Below are 17,403 nucleotides of genomic sequence, written 5' to 3' on the forward strand. Positions count from 1 at the left end.
AGGAGCGCCCGAGGCGCTGCCGCGCCGGGAGCGCCCGAGGCGCAGAATGAGTCCCATGGACCGCCTGCTTCACCTTGATCGCAGCCTCGATGAGCTCGACCCGCCCCGCTGGAACGCTCCGGCTCCCGAGGCCACCCACTTGGTTCGCAAAGTGCACAAGTTGAGGGCGAAACCGCTGGGGGAGCTCCACCCGGCAGACCTGCACAACCTGATCTCACAACAGGTGGCTCTGCCCTACGTCCTGCCGCTGGCGGTACGCCTCTTGCTCGACGAGCCATTGCTGGATGCCTACTTCTACGACGGCGACCTGCTCCTCGCGGTCGTCGAAACGCCGGCCACCGCCTGGACCACGATGCCGGACATCGCCCACCAAGTCCGTGCCCTGATCGCCTCCCTCCCCCAGACAGCGCTCTCCGACCTGCCATGCGGCAGCGCCGAGAAACTCAGCCGCTTCACCACCCAACCGGACGGAGGAACCGCTCCCTCAGCAGCCACAGCTCGGACCGGCTTGTAAGAAGACGGGACAGCACCAACGAGACAGAGGGCGCGCCGCCGCGACAGACGGGCGGACGGTTGCCCAGGTACACCCTGGAAAGCCGCTACCTCTCGGTGCCACTCCCCCACTTACAGGAGGCAGAGCAGCCTCCCGGCTGCCCCGGCAGTGAGGCTAAGAAATCCTCGCCGAAGCTGCAAAGCTGCGGAACTTGTCCCGGGAGAGCGGCACCGGCCGGCCCCAGGGCGCCCGCGTCGCCGCGGTGGTCGGCCTTCGGAAGCACCTGGGGTGTGACTACGTCCACCGGGGACCTGACGCGTCGGAGACCGGGTGATCGGGACAGTCTGCACCTCTTGGGGTCCTCTGCGTCCTCGAGGCGCTCCGGCCGCACACGGCCGGGACTCGCCTGCCGGATCGGCGGCACGCGGGCCTCGCGCCGTGCGCGTACCAATGCCCGCAGCATCTGAAAGAACTCCTGGAAAAGACATGGCCGCCAGTGCCTCGGAGCTTGCCCCGGACCCGCCAGACCGAGGTGACGCCGGAGGCCCCCCATGTTCGCGGAGGATGGTCAATCGCAGCCACGGCGGTGCCCTCGTCGGCGGCGGTGACGTCCAGGTGCGCGAGCCCCGGTGCGCCGCTGTGCTCATGGTCAATGTCCATGTCTTGATCGACGGCCAGCGCTCGCGCCGTGGAACGAAGGTGTGACTCTGCCGTCTGCCGGCCGTCCCGTCGCGGAGCGTCCCGCGCAGCGTTCATATGGCCGGTGCACGCGGACCGGCAGAACCGGCAGAACCGGCGGCCCTGCGGGCCGCCGGAGCACCGCGCAGCCTCAACCCCCATGGTGGTTGAACCGCACCTCCGGGTTCTCCACCGTGGGACCGTCGAGAAGCGGCTGGGGCCGGCCTCGGAGGTGGAGGTCGAAGAAGGCGCCCGTGTAGGTGCGCACCACGCTGATCGCGCGCGTCGCCGGAATCGTCGGCTGTGCGTCGGGATACGGCACGCGCAGTTGGTCGAAGAGGACAGGTACGTCCGAGAAGGTGAAGTGGTGCGCTCCCGTCACGGCGAGCCACCGCTTCCACCCGTCCAGGTTTCGCCAAGCGGCGTCCCAGGTCGCGTCCTCGCCACCCGGCTGGTGGACGGCGTCACCCGTGCCGAGCATCAGGAACGGCCGCCCACCGAGCCCCTGCTCCGGTACGGGGTCCCCGAAGGCGCCGTCCATGTTGACACCCGCCCGTACGCGGTCGTCGTTCGCCATGACGGAAGCCGCCGCGGCACCGCCCAGCGAGTGGCCGGCCGCCCCCATGCGCTGCCGGTCGACGAGGCCGGCGTACCGCCATGCCGGGCGCGGGCCGGTCAGCCGGTCGAGGACGAACGACAGGTCCTGTCCCCGGTTGACGGTCGCCCTCCGTATGTCCTCCTCTGTCTCGGCCTTGCGGCACGCCACACAGGTGAGCACGCGGCCGCCGGGAAACACCGTCCCCGACGACTCGTAGGCGTGGTCCACCGCGGCGACCACGTACCCGCGGCTCGCGAGGTCCTCGGCGAGCGTGGTCAGGGTGAACCGGGGCGCCCCGAAGCCGGGAGAGAGGAGCACCAGCGGATGCTTCCCGGGCCGCGGGCGCGCATGGACGGCGCTGTGGGTACGCGTGGCACTCAGCGTCTCCACGACGGACTCGTCACGCACCCCGACCTCCGCGAGGAGCAGCTCCGCCTCGCGCCGGTCCGAGTACCGGGAGGGAGCGCCTGCCGTGGAGCGCGCGGGGTAGTACAGGTCCACCATCAGCTCGCGGCGCCGCTCGGGCACCCAGAGGTCCTGCCGCGAGGGGTCCACGAGGTGGAGGGTCGACCGGCCCACCTCCGCCCGGCCCGTGGGCTCGGGCAGCACCACACCGGTGGCCGCTGGACGGGCAGGGCCGGACGTGGGAGCGGTCGTGGCGACTGCGGCACGTTCCGGGCGGGCCGGAGCCTGTGCGTGCGCCGCGGGTACGGCCATGCCCAGGGAGATGAGAGCGACGACCGTGGCGGTCGCCGGGCGCAGTGTGCGTAATGTCTTCATGGACACCGACGGTAGGAACGCGCGGGCCGGCCGTCATCGACCGCAGGTCTCCCGCCCGTACGACCAGAGGTGGATCTTCCGTGCCCGTCGGGTAGGGCATACGACGCCGACAGCCAACGCCTTGGCAACGACCTGGTCGACCAGATCAAGGCCGAGGGCCGCGCCCCCCGTACCCCGGCCGTCGACTCTGCGCCTCGTGTCAAGGCACCGGTTCGTCCGCGATTCTCGCCGCTCACTGACGCCCATGCCAACGCGCCGGTGGACAGGCGAGTTGCTCCCACTGGCTTATGGGTGGGGAATCGGGTGTCGTGGTCATGAGGCGGAGGCTGACGTGGTCGGGTCCGGCGCCGACGTGCTCTTGGAAGCGGTGGGCGATGTCCTCGGCCGTGCCATGGGCCGGTCCGCCGCGGCGACCGACGTGAAGACGAAGTGCCCGATGCCTGCGGCGTGCGCGGCCTCGGCGACGTTCATACCCCAGCGCACCTCGTCCTCGGCGGTGAAGTCCGGCGCGGTGCCGGGCGAGCCGACGGTGGGCTGGACGCTGAACAGACCCCAGGCACCTTCGGCCGCGACGGTCAGGGAGTCGACGTCCTCCATCCGCGCCCGCACGACCTGCGCTCCGGCCTGCGCGAGCGCTGTGGCCCGCGCTCCGTGCGGGTTACGTGTCAGTGCGCGAACCTGCCAGCCGTCCCGGAGCAGGTGATGCGTCACGGCTCTTCCCTGGAGGCCGGTCGCTCCCGCCACCACGATGATCTTGTGCGTCAGCTTCATGTTCTTCTCCATCGCGTCCATGCGGAAGAGGGGCCATGGAGAAGGTCGCCCGTCGCGCCGGAGTCGGCTCGGCCACCCTGCACCGCCATTTCCCCTCCCGCCAGGCCCTCCTGGAGGCGGTCTTCAAGGACGGGGGGGGGAGGCTCTGTGCGCGGAGGCCGACGATCTGCTCGCCGCACCCGACCCGGACCAGGCCCTGTCCGCCTGGCTTCGTGCCGTCGTCACGCACGCGGTGGCCATCCGGGGACTGGGGGCTTCCCTGATGCGCGAAGCAGACCCGTCGCTCGGCGAGACCTGCCACGGCATGATCAGCAATGCGGGAGACGCCCTCCTCGCGGGCGCTCGGGCGGCAGACGCCGTGCGCCCCAAACCGACCATCACCCACCTACTGAAACTCGTCGGTGCCATCGCACTGGCCCCCGAGCAGGACAGCAACGGCTCGTCCGAGGCCGACGTCCTGCTGGGGATCGTCATGGACGGCGTACACGCGCGCTGACCCGGACTCTCCTCAGCATTGCTCCGCCAGATCAAGATCGACAGCAGACCGCCGTGTCCTCGCGGGTTCTCGATCGACTCTTAGGACCAGTTCTCGCTCAGACGCAGCGCTCCGACAGGGCTCGGCCGGCCTCCGCCCGGGTATCGGGACGCGGCTCAACTCACGGGCCGCTGCCCCTGTCCGGTGTGGTGCCACGTCGTTGGCGCGCAGCTCCTCCATGGCCTCGTCCGGGGTGTCGGGCGGGACGACGGCGGCCTCTAGGCGGGCCTGGGCCGGCTGTTGCTTCGCCGCCTGGTCTCACATGCACGGCATACGTTTTTGAAGCATGGGCCTGTCGGGGGCTGCGGGGCCGCCTCTGGCACCGGGGCGCCGGGCCGGGCGGGTTCCGAGGCGCGGTGAAGGGCGCCTGGCCCGGGCTTTCGCCCGGCAGGCGCCCTTCACCGCGTGTGACGAGTGACGACCGGGACGGCGTCAGCGGATGCCGAGGGCGACGATCTGGGTGATCGCCTCCTTGGCGAAGTTGTCGTCACTGACGAGGAGCAGCAGCCGCTCGCCGGAGGGCAGGTCCGGCCCCCACGTCATGCCTTCGGTGTTGTCGATGGCGGAGAGGCCCAGGTCGTCGAAGTCCGCGACGAGCTTCTTACGCATCGGCGTGACGGGCTGCCCGGCCAGCGAATCCATCTCCCGCACGTCGGTCGCCCCGCGCGTGGTGGCGTCGAAGAGGCGGATCTTGTAGCCCGCGCCGGCGACCCAGGTGCGTTCGAGCACGAGGTAGCGGTTGGGCTGGTCGGGGAAGGCGAGGATGGACGGGACTCCGGTGTCCGGACCCCAGGGGCTGTCGGGGTCGTTCTCGGCGAAGATCTTCTCCAGCGGGTAGGCGAACTGCCCGAGCACCCGGCCGTCGCGGTTCTGCTGCGTGACGCGGACCAGCGCGCCGTTGTTCACGTCCGGCTCCGGGCCGTCCTGGAGGAGCGGGCCCTCGACCGCGCTGGTCACCACCTTCCCCTTGGAACCGAAGGTGATCGCCTCGATCGCCTGGTTCCGGCGCGGGCCGCGCTCTTCCATCGTGATCTCGTAGTTCGGCGGCAGCCGAAGCTGTCCGAGGTGGTCGCCGGTGGTGGAGGCGTACTGGATGGACGGCTGGACGACCGGCGGGCCGACCACCTTGGGCCGGTCGCCCTCCTGTGCCCACCAGTAGGTGCAGCTTCGCGGGTCGACCCGGATCTCCTCCGGGTCGACGGCCTTGCCGTCGCCCGCAGTCGGGGCCGGGTAGACCGAGCCGTCGGGCTGGCGGAAGGGGTGGGTGCCGGTGAAATCGACGGAGTGCACGCCCTTGGCGTCCACGTCCAGCCTGGCGGTGTAGAAGCGGGCGGGCTGGAGGTACGAGCGGTCGTCGCTGATGAAGACGTATTCGCCGGTGCACGGGTTGCGGTCGATACCGGAGAGTCCGCCGACCGTCGTGTCCTGGAAGGCGAGCGTGTGCGGAACGGTCTTTTCGCCGAGCAGGCGTGCCTGCACGACGCGCCCCGTCCCCTGTCCGGGGTCGCCCGGCTGGGCGGCGGCGGCCACGGCGGGGGCCAGGGTCGAGGTCAGAAGCAGGGCTACGGCGCACGCGCGGCGCGTCAGAGAAGAGCTCACCAGATGATCTTGGCTCCTGGCGGGCTGACGCGCAGTCACCCGATCGGGTACGGCTGTTGGGCACTCCCTCTAGGTCGTGGGGAATGGAGCGGCCGGCGTTGCCCAGGGACGAGGCCGCGGTGACTCCTGGGCCGACATCTGTGTGCCACTGGCCGAGGCGCCGAACGAATGCCCACGAAGTGGAACCAGGACCCCTTCGCACGCCGCCTCGGACGGGCGAGCACCATGCGGGCGGGCCGCTCCGCCCGGGGTCCGACGACTCCCCCGGAAGAAGGCCACACACCACTGGTCGGCATCGGCCATGCTCATCGCCCCCCAGGGCAGGTCGCTGCAGCTCAGGGCTCGCCTGGTCACGCCGTGTCCGACTCGCCGCCGACGTTTTCCCTGGGCCGGATCCCGCGCCGGGGGTCACCGCCGCCGTTACGGTCTGCGGCGCCCCTGCCCGAGTCCGAGGCGGGACCGCCAGGTTCTTGGTCCGGTCTTCCCACGGGGCGCCGAGCCGGTCCGGATCTGGGGAGAGGCCGGCCGGGGAGGGGGCGGGGGCCCACGTCCTGCCAGGGCCCCCGCACGTTCTCGATCAGCGCGTTCCCCCTTTTGTCCAGCATGCGCGTCAGCGTCTCCTGCCCGATCCCGAAGGCAATGGCCCAGGCGGCGATCTGCCCCCGACGGTCGAGTGCCGTGAGTCCTGGAATGAAGTCGCCGTGGATCAGAACCACCCCCAGGAGGGCGGACAGGGCACCGATGGGTACGCGCAGGAGCAGCAGGCCCATGGGCACCAGGAAGGGCAGGGCCGTGCCGCGCATCCCGTGCAGCGCCACCGCACCCGTCAGGGCGGCGGCTCCCGCACGGAGGGACGCGACAAGCAGAACGTCCCCGCCCTGCGGGACGGCGGCCGCTCCATCGCCTCCGCCCATGGGACAGACCTTCGCAGAAGTGCCGTCCATTCCCGGAGGCGGATCGAAGCAGAGCTTGTCCGCGAGTGCCTGCGGGTCCAGGTAACCGGAGAGAATGAACAGCATCACGATGGCCGACATGATGAGGAACGAGGCGAAGAGCGCGTTGCGGAATCCTCTGACCCGCGCGATCTCCCACTCCTCCGCGTGGTTCGCCGCGTGCAGAACGGCCATGAGCAGCTCGGTCTCGTGAATGCTGGTCAGGCAGCGGTCCTGTGCCGAGCTCAGGCAGGACGGACGTCTCCAATCCCGTCGTGGCTCGTCGGCCGCGTCCCGGGCCGCGTCCAGCAGACGGTGCGCCTTCACGACCATCCGCCTGTCATGGGCCGACAGGCGTTCCATCTGCTCAATGCGGTCGAGCTGCGCCTACAGTACGGCGATATGGGCAGCGGCGTGCTGCGTCCACGGCGCACCCATCCCCTTGGTGCCACGTCCCGTTCGTTCATGAGCGGCTCCGACTTGCTGTACCTCGCGTCCCGACCCCCTTGCGTGGTCGACCCGGACGGGCCGTGCTGCGGCCTCTTGGCGCCTGTCGACGGGCCCGAACCGCTGCCGTACGCTCGCGGCTGCGATGAACATGCCGTGCATGGCGGACGACATGGCCCAACGGAGGAACCTCGTGGGGTGATCAGCAGCTCCCCCACCGTGTGGTGCGTAAGGACGTCCCGGCTGCGCCCGTCGGCGGTTGGACTAGCGCCCAATGGCCGCAGCCACAGGGGGCACAGCGGTTACGAATGGCGCCGCCTTCGCCTGATCGACTCCGGGCCGAACCGGCGGAAGCGGCCGTGCTCCCTCGGTACGTTCGCCGACAGAGCGGCAACCGCGCTTCTCGAGCAGTGACCCGCCCAGCGCTCCTTCAGAGCGGCTCGCAAGAGGATGCCGGCGCCTGGAAGAAGGAGTTCGTGCGGTCCACGGCCGACGGACACGACATCGTCGCCAGCCGGCACGACGCCATCACCGCCCCCTCCCCGGTCATCGACAGGCCACGAGCGCCGCATCAGCAGGAGCACCATCAGGCCGAGCACCATCGCGGCGCTGCCGGTGACGTGGCGGCCTCGGGTTGGGGTCCGGCGGCGACCCCCGTTCGCGCCGGACCAACACCGAGGGGTGCTGAAGCCCGCCCGAGTTCAGGGGTCTCAGGCAGGCTCCGCGCGGGTGCGGGGCGAGGTCACGCTGCCGTGAGAAGGCGCGCCTCCGCGTGTGCCTCGGCCTTCACGAGGAGGGCGCCGAGCAGGCCCTGGAGCAGTTCACGGGTGGTTTCGTCCACCAACTGCCCGCTCGCGTCGAGGCGCTCGTGCGAGCGGAAGACGATGACCTCGGGCTTGACCACCACGTCGGAGTCGGTGCAGACGAAGACTTGACGGAGTGCGAGCTGGGCCCGGGCCGAGCCGAAGTTGCTCGGCGCGGCGCCGGTGATGGCCACCGGCTTGCGGAGCAGGGGCACGCCCTCCGTTCGGGTCCAGTCCGTGCTCACCCAGTCGAGGGCGTTCTTGAGGACTCCGGGGATGGAGTAGTTGTACTCCGGTGTGGCGATCAGCAGCCCGTCGGCGGCGGTGATCCGGTCGCGCAGATCCTGGACAACAGCGGGGCGGACCGCCGGGGTGTCGAGGTCCTGGCGGTACGGCGGGACCTCGCCGAGACCTTCGTAGATCTCCACCGTGACTCCGGCCGGGGCAAGGGCCCGGGCGGCGTGCAGGAGCGCAGTGTTGTGGGAGTCGGCGCGGAGGCTGCCGGAGATGGCAAGGATCTTGAGCTCGGTCATCAGGAGTCTCCTCGATAGGCATGGGTCGACGCCGGGCAGAGGGCCGCGCCGCCGGGTCAATGAACTGAACTGTACGGGACAGTACAACTGAACTCAACTGTATGGTTCAGTTGACGGGTACGATGAGTTCCGTGAGCAGCAAACGCATCCCCTCGGGAGAACGCGCGGCGCAGAAGCGGGCCGCGATCATCCGCGCAGCCCGCAAGGAGTTCCTCCACCAGGGCTTCGGCGCAGGCATGGACCACATCGCCGTCGAGGCCGGTGTCTCGAAGGTGACCGTCTACAACCACTTCAGCAGTAAGGAAGAACTGTTCACCGAGGTGGTGAGCGACGCGCTGGAGCAGGCGCTCGGCGAGACCATGCGGCTGATGACCGAGCGGCTGCAGGGCACCGACGGCATCCGGGAGATCCTCACCGAGATCGCCCGCGGCTGGGTCAAGGGCATCGCCCAGCCGGAGGTCCTGGGCCTGCGCGCGCTCATCGCGGCCGAGGCGCGCCGCTTCCCGGAACTCGGCCGCTCCTGGCGGGAGCAGGGCCCGAACCGCTTCGCCGAGCCGCTCGCGCAGGCCCTTCGTGCTCAGCCCGATCTGGTGATCCCCGACATGGAACTGGCGATCACCCAGTTCTACGCCCTGGTCCTCTACCCGCACATCGTGCACAGCGCCTACGGCGACATGTTGGACGAGGAGTTCTCGGAGCGGCTGATCGCCGGGGGCGTCGACATGTTCCTGGGCCACTACGGGGCAGCCTGACCGTCGTCCCCACCACCGTCTGTTGCGCCTCCCCCGAGCCCGTGGCCTGGCCTTCCATGGGTTCGCCTCAAGGGGCTCGCCTCACTCGGTGCGACGTGGCGCGGAGAACGGGCTTGGTGCTCCTGGCTGCTGGTCGAGCAGCAGACGGCCCAATCCCGCAACGCGTGCAGCCATGGCCTGGGATCGGTGCAACAGGCGACTGCGGACCAGCACACTGACGGGCGGAGACCCACACAAGCGGTGTGTGGACTGCCCGGAGGTCGCGTTCTCTGCGGTGTCCCTACAGCCTAGGCGGTCCTGGCCGGCCGGGGCCCCGGGTCGACTGGCGGGCGGAGCTGGTCGCCGCGGCGGTTTTCGGGGACGCAGAACGGGTCGGTGCGCCTGTGACGGACAAGGTGCTTCTCGCTGGCCGACGTCGACGCCGGCGACGCCGCCCCGGAGTTTGGGGGCCGACGACTTCCGGCGAGGTGGGCGGCGGTCCGGCCCGCCGGAGGCAGTTCCCCGCTGGAGTGCCTCGAACGCCATCCGGCTCCCCACCCCCGGAGCAGGACGGGTGGCGGGAATGGGCCGCGGGAGTTGACCACCAACTGTCTGGTCGCGTGATGACGGTGTCTGGTGAGGTGGGTGGGTTGGTGTCGTGACGCTGCGTTCGCTGACGTTGGGCAACAAGGGCGCCGTGCCCGGGTACCGCATGGAAGGAGACTTCGGTGGGTGCTGACCAGACGCTCGCCTTCGACGCGAGTTGCCACCTGTTTGTCCCCGGCTGTGGCTTCAGGACGCCGGGGCTGCACACATTCGTTTACGAACCCATGCTTACCGTGGGCGGGTTCGAGTTCACCAAGCCCATGCTGCTGGCGCTGCTCAGCTCGGTCGTGGTCGTCGGTTTCTTCTGGGCCGCCTTCGCCAAGCCCAAAGTGGTACCGGGTAAACTCCAGATGATCGGTGAGGCCGGGTACGACTTCGTCCGCCGCGGCATCGTCCACGAGATCATCGGCAAGAAGGACGGCGAGAAGTACGTGCCGTTCATGGTCTCGCTGTTCTTCTTCGTGTGGCTGATGAACCTCTGGTCCATCATCCCACTCGCCCAGTTCCCAGTCACCTCGCTGATCGCCTACCCTGCCGGTCTGGCGCTGGTCGTCTACGTCCTGTGGGTCGGCCTGACCTTCCAGCGGCACGGTTTCGTGGGTGGATGGAAGAACATCACCGGCTACGACAGGACGCTCGGCTGGGTCCTTCCGCTCGTGGTCGTCATCGAGTTCTTCTCCAACCTACTGATCCGCCCCTTTACGCACGCGGTCCGACTCTTCGCGAACATGTTCGCCGGGCATCTGCTGATCGTGATGTTCACGGTGGCTAGCTGGTACCTGATGAACGGGGTCGGTTTCGCCTACGCCGGCGCCTCATTCGCGATGGTCATCGCGATGACCGCCTTCGAATTGTTCATCCAGGCCATTCAGGCGTACGTCTTCGTGCTGCTTGCCTCCAGCTACGTTCAGGGCGCGCTCGCCGAGTCCCACTGAGCTCACGACAACGGCTTCCGCTGCCGAAGGCGAATTGGGTGTTCAGCGGAGCGTTGCGGAGCAACGATTTTCGGTCGCCTGTGCAGCCCCTGGCCATACCGGGTGACGCGTCGCCGCGGGCCGCAGCATCGCATCGATCAGGCGGCGCGACCTCATCCACCTTCCGCCGACGGCCATGCCCCGGCGCAGCCCGACGAGGTGGGCAACCGGGCCTTCGGAGGACAGGTACTTCCGGACCGTTCGGCGGTTGAGTCCGGTCTCCTTCGCGATCTCCGACAGGCTCATCGCCCCGGACTCGAACAGCCCGGGGAAACGTCGACGCTCCATCCAACGTTGCGGGTCCAGGACCAAAGTCAGCCGCGTTCACGTCTGCGCCTGCACCACAACGTGGAACACGGCCGCGATCGCTGACACTGGCGAGACCTGGCCGGAATTATGTCCAGCCCCCGTCTGCGGGTTGGGCGCCTCCCCCGGTCAGGAGGGCAGGCCGGTCAGGGAGAGGAATTCGGCGCGTGAGCGGGCGTCGTGGCGGAGTGTGCCGAGGAGGGTGGAGGTGAGGGTGCTGGAGCCGGTGGCCTGGACGCCGCGGAGGGTCATGCAGGTGTGCTCGGCTTCGATGACGACGCCGACGCCCTTGGGTTCGAGGTGGGTGTTGAGCCAGTCGGCGACCTGCTTGGTCAGGCGTTCCTGGACCTGGGGCCGGTAGGCGAAGTGTTCGACGACGCGGGCCAGTTTGGACAGGCCGAGGATGCGGTGGCCGGGCAGGTAGCCGACGTGGGCGGTGCCGACGACGGGCAGCATGTGGTGCTCGCAGACCGATCGGAGCGGGATGCCGCGGGCCAGCACCAGTTCGTCGTAGCCCTCGTCGTTGGGGAAGGTCGTCAGGTCGAAGGGGCGGGGGCTGAACAGCTCGGCGTAGGCGCGGGCCATGCGGCCGGGGGTGTCGCTCAGGCTCTCGGTGCCGGTGTCGATGCCGAGCGCTTTGAGGAAGTGGGCGGCGGCGCGTTCGGCCTCGGCCAGGTCGACGCCGCCGGTGTCGTGGACGACGCGCAGCGGGGTGAGGGACGGCCGCATGTTCTGCGGGGCGGGCAGGGCCGCGAGGCCGGCGGAGAGGCCGGCCGCGTCCGCGGCCGTGGCCGGTGTGGCGATGTCCATGACGGTCTCCTCGTGGGTGGGGACGTTCCTGCGGTTCTCAGCGGGTGCCCGCGGGTGGCGGGGAAGCCGGCCGGAGGCGGACGCAGCAGTGGCCGGGGCTGGGCTCCAGGCACGCCTGGAAGCAGCGCTCGTCGAGCCCTTCCAGCACGCCTTGGAGCAGGTGGAGATTCATGCCGCACACGGTCTGGGTGTGGTCGCGTGCGAGGGCGTGGAAGGGGCAGTTGCCCAGGACGATGGCGTCCCCGTCGTAGCGGGGTTCGAACCCGTTGCCCTCCAGCAGGGCGAAGACGTCCGTCCCCTTCTGGGCGGCGAGCTGTGCGCCCAGCTCGTGGGCCTTGCGGTGCAGGACCGCCCGCACCGGTTCACCGGTGGCCTCGGATTCCTCCAGGGCCTGCGCGAGAAGCCGTCCGGCCAGTTCGTAGTGCCGCTCGGGCAGGCTGACGGCCACCTCGGTGCGGGAGCGCTTGTACAGCTTGGCGGGCCGGCCCGCTCCGGGACCCGTGCGGCCGCTGCGGCGCTCGTAGACGACATCGAGCAGTGATTCGTCCGCCAAGCGGTCCAGGTGGAAGGCCGCGGTCTTCCGGGCCAGGCCGAGGGTCTCGGCGGCCTCATCGCGACTGACCGGCCCCGGCTGGCGCACGACGTGGTCGTACAGCCTCCTGCGCGTCGGTTCGTCCAGGGCGGCGACGGCGGAGACGTCCGGGCGGGGTGCTTCCTTCCGGTGGTTCATGACCCCAGTAAAACCCAAATCCATTGACTTTAGAAGATGCGCGCGCTTCTATAGCCAGTGAGAGTTGTCGATAGAAGGAGGGTGTCATGTCGTCCGCAACCACCACCAGTACGTCCGCCACCTCCCGGCGGGCCGCGCTCGCCGACCCCGGCCACCAGGCATTCGTCATCCTGCGCACGGGGTTCACCGTGGCGCCGATCCTGTTCGGGCTGGACAAGTTCACCAACCTCCTCGTGGACTGGCCCACCTACCTCGCGCCGTGGATCGACAACATCGCTCCGGGAAGCGCGCAGGCAGCCATGTACGCCGTCGGCGTCATCGAGATCGTCGCGGGCATCGCCGTCGCCCTCGCCCCCCCGCTTCGGGGGCTGGCTGGTCGCCGGATGGCTCGCCGGCATCATCGTCAACCTGCTGACCATCCCCGGGCACTACGACGTCGCCCTGCGTGACTTCGGGCTCCTGCTCGGCGCGGTCGCACTCGCCAGGCTCGCCCGGCGCTATCACGGCAAGCGGCCGTCCCACTGACGGGCGGGCAGCGGCCGCAGAAGCCGACAAGGCGGGCGGACCCCTCCATCGGCCCACCCGCCTGCCGGGCGGCCGCAGGCCGTCTACTGACGTCTGGCGTACGAGGCCGGTGAGGGGGTGGACGGGCGTGTCGCTCGAGCCGGAGCCGCGCGTCGCCCATGACAAGGCGGCCACCGTCGCCGAGGTCCGCGCCCTGTGGTGGCTGGTGGACCGGCCTCACCTGTTGGTGCGGAAATCCGCCGACTCGGTGATCTGGAAGCCGTCGGAGCGTCCTACTGCGACGTGGTGCGCGTGCTGGAGGACGAGGGCACAGCCCCGTTCACGGCCTCCGGCACGGAGCTGTTCCGGCAACGGGATGTCGAACCGAACACCAGACGGGCGACGGCTTGACGCAGCCCGCCGCCGAACTGCCGATTTCCGCGGAGCGGCCTTCCACGACCGGGGGATCCGCGGACCACAGGAGAAACCGCACACGAGGCAGAGGAGAGGACATGACCGCGAACCCGGCCTTCGTGATCGTCGGAGCCGGACTGGCTGGAGCGAAGGCAGCCCAGACCCTTCGGGAAGAGGGCTTCCACGGGCCCCTCGTGCTGGTCGGGGAGGAGAGCGAACGCCCCTACGAACGGCCACCGCTGTCCAAGGGCTACCTACAGGGCAAGGACGAGCGAGAGACGGTCTACGTCCACCCCTCCCACTGGTACACCGACCACGACGTCGACCTGCGCCTGGGCACCGACGTCACCGCGATCGACCCGGCCGGACACGAGGTGACGCTCGCGGACGGCAGCCGACTCGGCTACGCGAAGCTGCTGCTCACCACCGGCTCCTCGCCGCGCCGCCTGCCGGTTCCCGGCACCGACCTCGACGGCGTCCACTACCTGCGCCGGCTCTCGGACAGCGACCGCATCAAGCGGCTCCTCACCTCCGCCTCCCGCATCGCCGTGATCGGCGCCGGCTGGATCGGTCTGGAGACCGCGGCCGCCGCCCGCACGGCCGGCGTCGAGGTCACCGTACTGGAGAGCGCGGAACTGCCCTTGCTGCGCGTGCTGGGCCGCGAGGTGTCCCAGATCTTCGCCGACCTGCACACCGATCACGGGGTCGATCTCCGCTGCGGTGTGAAGATCGCCGAGATCACCGGAACCGGCGGGCGCGCGAACGGGGTACGGCTGGCGGACGGAAGCCGCATCGGCGCCGACGCGGTCGTCGTCGGCGTCGGCATCACCCCCAACACCCGGCTCGCCACAGCCGCCGGCCTCGACGTCGACGACGGCATCCGCGTCGACGCACACCTGCGCACCTCCCACCCGGACATCTACGCCTCCGGAGACGTCGCAAGCGCCTTCCACCCGCTGCTCGGCACGCACATCCGCGTCGAGCACTGGGCCAACGCCGTCAACCAGTCCCAAGCCGCGGCCAAGGCCATGCTGGGACAGGACGCCCCGTACGAACGCCTGCCGTACTTCTTCACCGACCAATACGACCTGGGCATGGAGTACACCGGCCACGTCGGACCCGGCGGCTACGACCGGGTCGTCTTCCGAGGCCGGACCGGCAGCCGCGAGTTCATCGCCTTCTGGCTCGCCGAGGGCCGGGTACTGGCCGGCATGAACGTCAACGTCTGGGACGTCACCCAGGCGATTCAGCGGCTCGTCCGCACCGGGGCCCAGGTCGACGAGCAGAGGCTCAGCGACCCGCCTGTGTCCCTGGACGCGGTCGCCGGGTAACGGGCTGTTGCCGTTGCTCGGTGCTCGGCGCGCAGGCCCGTTCAGGGCGGATGAGTACGACTGCCGGTGTGACGGGGCTCCGGCCCCGCGCCATGGGTGCGGACCGGGCAGGCGGGCAGCCCGCAGGGGATGGTGGTGTCATGGGAACCATCAGCGGTCGGGATGCCACAGGAGCCGTCCCGGGCCCGGCGACCGGGGGGTCGCGCCTCGGCGGCTACGCTCCGCTGCGGGACTACGCGGTGATCGGTGACGGTCGTACCGCCGCTCTGGTCGCCAGGGACGGGTCGGTGGACTGGCTGGGCCTGCCCGACCTGGACTCGCCCGCGGTGTTCGGTGCCGTGCTGGACGCCGCCCGCGGTGGCCGGTTCACGCTCGCGCCGTCGGTCCCGTACCAGAGCGAGCGCCGCTACCTGCCCGGCACCAACGTCCTGGAGACCACCTTCCGCACCAGCACGGGCACGGTGCGGGTCACGGACGCCCTCACACTCCACGACGAAACGACGCTCGCACCGATGCGGGAACTGCTGCGACGGGTGGAAGGACTCTCCGGGTCCGTGCCCCTGCACTGGAGCGTGCAGCCCCGGTTCGGCTACGGCACCCACCACACGCGCATCGCCCGGCGTGCCATGGTTCCGGTGGCGACAGCCGGACGCGATGCGCTCGCGGTCTGCGCCTGGGACGCCGGCGAACCCACGTGTACGGGGGATGCCGTCAGCGGGGACTTCGCACTCGCCGCGGGCCGGTGCGCACTGCTCGCGATGCCGTTCGCCCATCAGGAGCCCCTCGTCCTGCCCACCCGCTCCGACTGCGAGGCGCGCCTGGACGCCACGTGCGCGGCCTGGCGGAACTGGGCGCACGACCGGCTGTACACCGGGCGGTGGCAACAGGCCGTGATGCGCAGCCTGCTGGCGCTGAAGCTGCTGGTGTACGCCCCCTCCGGTGCGGTCGCGGCGGCGGTGACGGCCTCACTGCCCGAAGAGATCGGCGGCGAGCGCAACTGGGACTACCGCTTCTCCTGGGTGCGCGACTCCGCCTTCACCCTGGCCGCCTTCCTGCGGCTGGGCTGCCCGGCGGAGGCACACGCGTACTTCTGGTGGCTGATGCACGCCTCTCAGCAGACCCACCCCCGTCTGAACGTGCTGTACCGGCTGGACGGCGGGCATCGCACCCCGGAGAAGACCCTGCCGTGGGAGGGCTATCGGGGTTCGGGGCCGGTCCGTACGGGCAACGCCGCGGCCCGGCAGGTGCAGCTCGACACCTACGGCGAGCTGATGCAGACGGCCTGGCAGTACGCCCATGCCATGGGCGGGCTGGACGGGGATGTCGCCCACCGTCTGGCGGAGCTGGCCGACCTCGTGTGCACGGTCTGGAAGGAGCCGGACGCGGGCATCTGGGAGGTCCGCAGCCCGCCCCGGCACTTCACCCAGTCGAAGATGATGTGCTGGGTGGCCCTCGACCGCGCCGCCGACCTCGCCGAACGCGGCATGATCCCCAGCCGGCACCTCGGGCGCTGGCACGCCGCGCGCGACGAGATCACCGGGTTCGTCGAGGGCCGCTGCTTCTCACCCAGGCGCGACAGCTACGTTCGCGCCGCCGACGGTGACGACCTGGACGCCGCCGTCCTGCTGGGCCACCTCTACGGATACGGCGGTGACGGTCACCGCATGCGGGCCACGATCAGCACCCTGGACCGCCATCTGCGGCACGGACCCCACGTCGACCGGTATTCCGGGGAAGACGGCCTCGCCGGCGGCGAAGGAGCCTTCCTCGCCTGCTCCTTCTGGCTCGCCGAATCACTCGCCCGCACCGGCGACCTGCCGCGGGCGATCGCGCTGATGGACGAGCTGACCGGCCTGGCCAACGACGTCGGCCTCTACAGCGAGGAGACCGACCCCGCGACCGGGGACTTCCTGGGAAACCTGCCCCAGGGCCTGAGCCACCTGGCGCTGATCAGCGCCGCCTGCGCCATCACGGCCGCCGGCAAGGACACGGCCCGGTGAACGCGTGGGGAACCGCCGCCGGGGCGTTCGTCGGCACGCTCGCCCTGACCACCGCACTGCGTGCCGCCAGTGAGCTGAGGCTGACCCGCATGGACCTGCCGTTCCTCCTCGGGACGGCGGTGACCGTCGACCGCACCCGCGCCAAGGCCCTCGGCTACCTGATGCACTTCCTCAACGGGCAGATCTTCGCGTTCGTCTATCTCGCCGTCTTCGCCGCCATCGACCAGGCCGGCTGGTGGCTGGGCGCCCTGTTCGGTCTCGCGCACGGCCTGTTCGCCGGCACCGCGCTGGTCAACATCCTGCTGCCGCTCGTCCACCCGCGCATGGGCAGCCCGGTGACCAGCGCCCCACAGACGGCGCTGCTGGAGCCGCCCGGTTTCCTGATGCGCAACTACGGGCCCGGCACCCCCGTGGTCACCGTCCTCGCCCACATCGGTTACGGAGCGATCGTCGGCGGCTTCACCGTGACGCCCTGAGCCCGCTCCCGTCACGCGCCTTGTCCGCGGGCACGGGACGGTACGGACAGGGCGGGCGTGGTCATGGCCCCGCGTACTGCTCGACCCCGCGTGGCGCACCACGTGTAACGTGCGGGGCACGAGCGATCGAGGGGGCGGTGGCTGTGGAGCTGTTGGTCGGTGTCGGTGTCGTCGTGGCGGTACTGGTCGTGATACTCGTCCGGCGGGACCGCAGGCCGCGTACGGAGAACCTCGACGGCCAACTCATCGAGCGGGATGCGAGCCTGCGGCTCCGGCAGCACCGCGGTGAGGCCCAGGCCGCCGAGGCTCAGGCCCTCCTGCGGCGGCGCGAGAACGGGCATCAGCACTGAGC

Annotated in this window: 17 protein-coding genes and 1 pseudogene; 10 read left to right on the forward strand and 8 right to left on the reverse strand. The window is 70.3% G+C overall.

Going from position 1 to position 17,403, the window contains the following annotated elements:
• Positions 1-55: 55 nt before the first annotated feature.
• Positions 56-514: a contact-dependent growth inhibition system immunity protein gene (locus E2B92_RS00735; RefSeq protein ID WP_126882813.1), complete on the forward strand. Its 459-nt coding sequence runs from the start codon at positions 56-58 to the stop codon at positions 512-514.
• Positions 515-787: 273 nt separating this feature from the next.
• Here the strand turns inward: E2B92_RS00735 and E2B92_RS34045 are convergent, their stop codons facing one another.
• From E2B92_RS34045 to E2B92_RS00745, 3 genes are all read right to left on the reverse strand, one after another.
• Positions 788-1,333: a DUF6207 family protein gene (locus E2B92_RS34045; protein WP_443070214.1), complete on the reverse strand. Its 546-nt coding sequence runs from the start codon at positions 1,331-1,333 to the stop codon at positions 788-790.
• Complete coding sequence (locus E2B92_RS00740) at positions 1,323-2,549, reverse strand: alpha/beta hydrolase family protein (RefSeq protein WP_126882812.1); 1,227 nt, start codon at positions 2,547-2,549, stop codon at positions 1,323-1,325. Before E2B92_RS00740 ends, E2B92_RS34045 begins: the two co-directional genes overlap by 11 nt.
• A gap of 312 nt (positions 2,550-2,861) precedes the next feature.
• Entirely contained in the window at positions 2,862-3,320 is a 459-nt protein-coding gene (locus E2B92_RS00745; protein WP_160159721.1) for an NmrA family NAD(P)-binding protein, read from the reverse strand.
• Between the two features lie 35 nt (positions 3,321-3,355).
• On the opposite strand from E2B92_RS00745, the gene E2B92_RS34050 reads away from it, so the two are divergent.
• A complete protein-coding gene (locus E2B92_RS34050) occupies positions 3,356-3,583 on the forward strand; it encodes a TetR/AcrR family transcriptional regulator (protein WP_200836899.1) in 228 nt (75 codons plus the stop codon).
• Positions 3,487-3,816 (forward strand): SbtR family transcriptional regulator, encoded by a 330-nt coding sequence (locus E2B92_RS33925; protein ID WP_399430658.1) that lies wholly within the window; start codon positions 3,487-3,489, stop codon positions 3,814-3,816. The genes E2B92_RS34050 and E2B92_RS33925 overlap by 97 nt, the downstream gene beginning before the upstream one ends.
• Before the next feature lie 471 nt (positions 3,817-4,287).
• Here E2B92_RS33925 and E2B92_RS00755 read toward each other — a convergent pair whose 3' ends face one another.
• The 3 genes from E2B92_RS00755 to E2B92_RS00765 form a co-directional block, all read right to left on the reverse strand.
• Positions 4,288-5,454, reverse strand: a complete 1,167-nt coding sequence (locus tag E2B92_RS00755; protein ID WP_235023621.1) for an esterase-like activity of phytase family protein — start codon at positions 5,452-5,454, stop codon at positions 4,288-4,290.
• 350 nt (positions 5,455-5,804) lie between these two features.
• The gene (locus E2B92_RS00760; protein ID WP_126882810.1) at positions 5,805-6,749 is read right to left on the reverse strand and encodes a hypothetical protein; all 945 of its coding nucleotides are present in this window, start codon (positions 6,747-6,749) and stop codon (positions 5,805-5,807) included.
• 826 nt (positions 6,750-7,575) lie between these two features.
• On the reverse strand, positions 7,576-8,169 hold the full coding sequence (locus E2B92_RS00765) for an NADPH-dependent FMN reductase (RefSeq protein WP_126882809.1): 594 nt from the start codon (positions 8,167-8,169) through the stop codon (positions 7,576-7,578).
• A gap of 122 nt (positions 8,170-8,291) precedes the next feature.
• Here E2B92_RS00765 and E2B92_RS00770 point away from each other — a divergent pair, with 122 nt between their 5' ends.
• Positions 8,292-8,921, forward strand: coding sequence for a TetR/AcrR family transcriptional regulator (locus tag E2B92_RS00770; RefSeq protein ID WP_126882808.1), 630 nt, complete (start codon positions 8,292-8,294; stop codon positions 8,919-8,921).
• Positions 8,922-9,628: 707 nt separating this feature from the next.
• Positions 9,629-10,441, forward strand: coding sequence for a F0F1 ATP synthase subunit A (gene atpB, locus E2B92_RS00775; protein WP_126882807.1), 813 nt, complete (start codon positions 9,629-9,631; stop codon positions 10,439-10,441).
• A 474-nt stretch (positions 10,442-10,915) separates the two neighbouring features.
• Here the strand turns inward: atpB and folE are convergent, their stop codons facing one another.
• Together folE and E2B92_RS00785 are read right to left on the reverse strand one after the other, a co-directional pair.
• Positions 10,916-11,596 (reverse strand): GTP cyclohydrolase I FolE, encoded by a 681-nt coding sequence (folE, locus tag E2B92_RS00780; protein ID WP_185923451.1) that lies wholly within the window; start codon positions 11,594-11,596, stop codon positions 10,916-10,918.
• Positions 11,597-11,633: 37 nt separating this feature from the next.
• Positions 11,634-12,326, reverse strand: a complete 693-nt coding sequence (locus E2B92_RS00785; RefSeq protein ID WP_126882806.1) for a helix-turn-helix transcriptional regulator — start codon at positions 12,324-12,326, stop codon at positions 11,634-11,636.
• 86 nt (positions 12,327-12,412) lie between these two features.
• On the opposite strand from E2B92_RS00785, the pseudogene E2B92_RS00790 reads away from it, so the two are divergent.
• The 5 genes and pseudogenes from E2B92_RS00790 to E2B92_RS00815 all read left to right on the forward strand — a co-directional run bounded on the left by E2B92_RS00790 (position 12,413) and on the right by E2B92_RS00815 (position 17,401).
• Positions 12,413-12,851: pseudogene (locus tag E2B92_RS00790) on the forward strand (hypothetical protein).
• 491 nt (positions 12,852-13,342) lie between these two features.
• Positions 13,343-14,575 carry an NAD(P)/FAD-dependent oxidoreductase gene (locus tag E2B92_RS00800; RefSeq protein ID WP_126882805.1) on the forward strand — a complete coding sequence of 411 codons (1,233 nt, stop codon included), beginning with the start codon at positions 13,343-13,345 and terminating at the stop codon, positions 14,573-14,575.
• A gap of 140 nt (positions 14,576-14,715) precedes the next feature.
• On the forward strand, positions 14,716-16,575 hold the full coding sequence (locus E2B92_RS00805; RefSeq protein WP_126882804.1) for a glycoside hydrolase family 15 protein: 1,860 nt from the start codon (positions 14,716-14,718) through the stop codon (positions 16,573-16,575).
• Positions 16,572-17,051, forward strand: a complete 480-nt coding sequence (locus E2B92_RS00810; RefSeq protein WP_126882803.1) for a hypothetical protein — start codon at positions 16,572-16,574, stop codon at positions 17,049-17,051. Before E2B92_RS00805 ends, E2B92_RS00810 begins: the two co-directional genes overlap by 4 nt.
• Positions 17,052-17,194: 143 nt before the next feature.
• Complete coding sequence (locus tag E2B92_RS00815; protein WP_235023622.1) at positions 17,195-17,401, forward strand: hypothetical protein; 207 nt, start codon at positions 17,195-17,197, stop codon at positions 17,399-17,401.
• Positions 17,402-17,403: the final 2 nt, after the last annotated feature.

The sequence above is a fragment of the Streptomyces sp. WAC05374 genome, assembly GCF_004353505.1.
Classification (GTDB): domain Bacteria; phylum Actinomycetota; class Actinomycetes; order Streptomycetales; family Streptomycetaceae; genus Streptomyces.

Bases quoted from the DNA above. Each gene is read 5' to 3' on its own strand.
- folE (WP_185923451.1), bottom strand. From the start codon at position 11,596: ATGGACATCGCCACACCGGCCACGGCCGCGGACGCGGCCGGCCTCTCC.
- E2B92_RS00740 (WP_126882812.1), bottom strand. From the start codon at position 2,549: ATGAAGACATTACGCACACTGCGCCCGGCGACCGCCACGGTCGTCGCT.
- E2B92_RS00765 (WP_126882809.1), bottom strand. From the start codon at position 8,169: ATGACCGAGCTCAAGATCCTTGCCATCTCCGGCAGCCTCCGCGCCGAC.
- E2B92_RS34045 (WP_443070214.1), bottom strand. From the start codon at position 1,333: ATGGGGGTTGAGGCTGCGCGGTGCTCCGGCGGCCCGCAGGGCCGCCGG.
- E2B92_RS00800 (WP_126882805.1), top strand. From the start codon at position 13,343: ATGACCGCGAACCCGGCCTTCGTGATCGTCGGAGCCGGACTGGCTGGA.
- E2B92_RS00735 (WP_126882813.1), top strand. From the start codon at position 56: ATGGACCGCCTGCTTCACCTTGATCGCAGCCTCGATGAGCTCGACCCG.
- E2B92_RS00760 (WP_126882810.1), bottom strand. From the start codon at position 6,749: ATGGAACGCCTGTCGGCCCATGACAGGCGGATGGTCGTGAAGGCGCAC.
- E2B92_RS34050 (WP_200836899.1), top strand. From the start codon at position 3,356: ATGGAGAAGGTCGCCCGTCGCGCCGGAGTCGGCTCGGCCACCCTGCAC.
- E2B92_RS00770 (WP_126882808.1), top strand. From the start codon at position 8,292: ATGAGTTCCGTGAGCAGCAAACGCATCCCCTCGGGAGAACGCGCGGCG.
- E2B92_RS00785 (WP_126882806.1), bottom strand. From the start codon at position 12,326: ATGAACCACCGGAAGGAAGCACCCCGCCCGGACGTCTCCGCCGTCGCC.
- E2B92_RS00805 (WP_126882804.1), top strand. From the start codon at position 14,716: ATGGGAACCATCAGCGGTCGGGATGCCACAGGAGCCGTCCCGGGCCCG.
- E2B92_RS00745 (WP_160159721.1), bottom strand. From the start codon at position 3,320: ATGAAGCTGACGCACAAGATCATCGTGGTGGCGGGAGCGACCGGCCTC.